The sequence below is a fragment of the uncultured Succinivibrio sp. genome (genome assembly GCF_902756765.1).
Lineage (GTDB): Bacteria > Pseudomonadota > Gammaproteobacteria > Enterobacterales > Succinivibrionaceae > Succinivibrio.
In genome coordinates this window covers 1-3,322 of the sequence record NZ_CACVSS010000148.1, presented here as the reverse complement: position 1 = coordinate 3,322, position 3,322 = coordinate 1, and the positions used below count along the sequence as shown (strand labels likewise).

4 protein-coding genes are annotated in these 3,322 nt (G+C 37.7%); 3 read left to right on the top strand and 1 reads right to left on the bottom strand.

Translation table 11 applies throughout. The features are described from left to right. Positions 1-413: 413 nt before the first annotated feature. The 3 genes from QZU45_RS11730 (at position 414) to QZU45_RS11720 (ending at position 2,375) form a co-directional block, all read left to right on the top strand. The gene (locus QZU45_RS11730; RefSeq protein ID WP_295355508.1) at positions 414-950 is read left to right on the top strand and encodes a 3'-5' exonuclease; all 537 of its coding nucleotides are present in this window, start codon (positions 414-416) and stop codon (positions 948-950) included. Between the two features lie 161 nt (positions 951-1,111). Further along, a complete protein-coding gene (locus QZU45_RS11725; RefSeq protein WP_295355506.1) occupies positions 1,112-1,804 on the top strand; it encodes an aspartate/glutamate racemase family protein in 693 nt (230 codons plus the stop codon). 118 nt (positions 1,805-1,922) lie between these two features. Continuing rightward, positions 1,923-2,375: a glutathione peroxidase gene (locus QZU45_RS11720; RefSeq protein ID WP_295355504.1), complete on the top strand. Its 453-nt coding sequence runs from the start codon at positions 1,923-1,925 to the stop codon at positions 2,373-2,375. 187 nt (positions 2,376-2,562) lie between these two features. On the opposite strand, the gene QZU45_RS11715 is transcribed toward QZU45_RS11720, so the two are convergent. Further along, the coding region (locus QZU45_RS11715; protein WP_295355502.1) for a transposase at positions 2,563-3,322 on the bottom strand (760 nt) is incomplete at its 5' end.

The window sequence follows — 3,322 nt, the reverse complement described above, 5'->3', positions numbered from 1 at the left end:
GAGTTTGTTGAGAAAGGATTCAAAGGAAAAGACATTGGAGAGCAGATGTTCTTAAAACGAGTTGCTCTTGTAGAGGAGTACTGCAAAACACTTCCTCAAGGAGAAATAGACAACTCAGAGAACGAGACTCCTGCTTTGCTCTAATCTAATCAAAAAAACTATCAGGTCTGGCAAATTCCACCATGACCTGAACCTTCCTGTCATAACAATACAGATGCATATGCAAATCTCATTCAGAGCGGTGGTTTCCATTTGTAAGCCGTTTTTCACACAAGTCACTAAAGAAAGATTTTTGAGTCTGCCCGAAGTTCCTGTTATCTGAGGATATCTCCACACAATTTTTAATATCAGTATGTTTTTTTATAAAAATGAATGTATAATATTTATACTGTTACTTAATTTAGAGGTAAGTTTTGATACATACAGATTTTTCAAAAATTCTGATACTTGATACAGAAACCACCGGTCTGGCAAACACAGATGAAATACTTCAGCTGTCAGTAATTGACGGGCTTGGCAATGTTCTCTGGGACAGATACTATCAACCACAAAATCATACCTCCTGGTATTATGCTCAGAAGGTTAATCATATTTCTCCGGAATTTGTCGCAGATAAGCCATACATTACAGAGGATTCTGAAGATATTATTGAGCTTTTCAGAAGCTGTGAGCTGGTTTTAGGTTATAACACCAAGTTCGACCTGCGTATGCTTAAGAATAATGTTCCTCAATTCCAAGAGTTAGACTTGAAATCAGATGATGTCCACAATCTATATAGAAAATACGAAAACGAAAACAAATTACCTAATCTTGAAAAACATGATCTTGGTTCAGTTTCTTCATTTTTAGGTTTTGTTCCAGAGGAAAATGAGGAAATGCACAATTCTCTTACTGATGTAAAGGCAACGCTCTTTATTTATAAGAAAATTTTGCAGGTACTTAGTAATTAGATTGATCCGCCTCAAAAGACTAATTATTCAGGATAACTTCTTAAAAATCTGATAATTAGTTCTAATTCTTTCTTAACTGTTCCATGATAGTATCTAACTTGCACTATTAGAAAATTGTCATATGCTCATAATTGAGACTGCAGCGTTTGGAGATAATAAAAATGAAAACCATTGGTCTTATCGGAGGAATGAGCTGGGAAAGCACAGCCTCTTACTACAAGATAATCAACGAAACAGTTCAGAAGGAGCTTGGAGGTTATAACTCAGCTAAGATTATTCTAAACAGTGTAAACTTTGCTGAAATTGAGGCTTGTCAGGCCCAGGACAACTGGGAGAAGGCTGGCCAGATCCTTTCTGACGCCGCAGTGTCTCTAGAGAAAGCCGGAGCTGATTTTATCCTTATTGCAAGTAATACCATGCATAAGGTAGTCCCAATGATTCAGGCTAATATCAGACTCCCTATTCTTCATATTGCCAAAGCAACCTTAATGGAGCTTAAAGAAAAAGATATCAAGAAAGTTGGACTGTTGGCCACAAAGTACACCCTAACCCATGATTTCTACAAACACATCCTCACCGATGCCGGTATTGAAGTTCTAATCCCAAGAGAAGAGGAAATCGAGCTGGTTAATAACATCATCTACAAGGAACTGTGTCTGGGCAAGATCAAAGATGCCTCACGTGGTATTTATCAGCGTATTATCGACGGTCTTGATATGGGGGGAGCTCAGGGCATTATCTTTGGCTGTGCAGAAATCGGACTTTTAATCAGTCAGAAATACGTTAGACTGCCGGTTTTTGATACAACAGTTATTCATGCAACCATTGCTGCAAAAGAAGCAATGAAAGACTGATTATATTTATTGTTTCAGTTTTACAATTATCAGAATTCAGAAGGAGCGATTTAATCCGCTCCTTTTACGACATTTTCCTCTGGAATACTCTAGATTCTTCGCAACATAGGAGTTTTATATGGTTTACGATTATGAGCTTACAAGTGGTAAGGGAGAGAAAGTTTCTCTTTCTGATTTCAAAGGAAAGGTTATGCTCATTGTAAATACTGCAACCGGATGTGGTTTCACCCCTCAGTATGCACCAATCGAGCAGCTTTACAAGGAATACCATGACAAGGGTCTGGAGATCATTGATATTCCATGCAATCAGTTCGGCGCACAGGCTCCAGGAACAGATGATGAAATCAAGGAATTCTGTACTCTTCACTACAACACCACCTATACACTGATGAAAAAATCAGATGTTAACGGAGCTAATGAGCTGCCTTTATATACCTATTTAAAATCTCAGAAAGGTTTTGCTGGATTTGATGAACATAAGCTAACTCCAATCTTAGAAGATCTTCTGACAAAAGCAGATCCGGACTGGCGTCAAAACCTGACATCAAATGGAACTTTACCAAGTTTGTAGTTGATCGTAAGGCTGAGGTAGTTGCCCGCTTCGAGCCAACAGCAGACATGAAGAAAGTTGAAGAGTGCATAAAGTCACTGCTTTAAAAAAAAACAAAAGGGATTTTGCTGCAACGTTCGAAAATCCGCTATTTTGGATCTATAAAAACCTATAAAAATATATAAAAGTCTATAAATTTATAGGCTTTTTACCAAATTCCTGCTTCAACACTGCTGGTTGTTATCCCATTTATTTCTAAATCAGATAACAGAGCCGTCAGCTCAACAGGCTTAATTTCGGAGATAGCTTCCCCTATTTTTTTTATCTTTTGTCTAAGATTAATTGCTGCGTTCAAGTCGCGATCTAATGTCATGCCACATTGTGGACATTCATATACTCGGTCTTTGAGCGTTAAATCTTTTTTCAGTGCCCCACACTTACTGCAGCTCTTAGAGCTTGCATAAAATCTATCTACTTCCTGGAGTTTTCTGTGTTTGAACTCCATTTTATATGTAAGATTCTTCTTGATATTGTAGAATCCAACATCACTGATGGCTCTGGCAAGTTTATGGTTTGCCATCATGCCTTTCACGTTTAAATCCTCCATACAGAGGTATTCATAGTGATTGGCCAGAACAGAGCTAATCTTCTGAGAAAAATCTTCACGGATATTGGTTATTTCAAGATAAAGCTTACTTACTTTTTTTGAAAATTTTATGTAATTACGGGATAGTTCCGTCTTGTCATCCTTGGTTCTCGGATGCTGCTTACGGTTTAGCTGTCTCTGTAATCTTGCAAGTTTTCTAAGTTTTGCCTTTAATGGTTTAGGTGAATCAATACTGATCCCGTCTGATAACATCAGAGCTGATTTCAGACCTAAATCAATTCCTGCTGCAGTATTGTTCTGCACTGCTGCCTTATGTGTTCTTAAGTATTCCTCATCAGTTATTTCTATACTGAATGAGGCA

Bases quoted from the DNA above. Each gene is read 5' to 3' on its own strand.
- QZU45_RS11725 (WP_295355506.1), top strand. From the start codon at position 1,112: ATGAAAACCATTGGTCTTATCGGAGGAATGAGCTGGGAAAGCACAGCC.
- QZU45_RS11720 (WP_295355504.1), top strand. From the start codon at position 1,923: ATGGTTTACGATTATGAGCTTACAAGTGGTAAGGGAGAGAAAGTTTCT.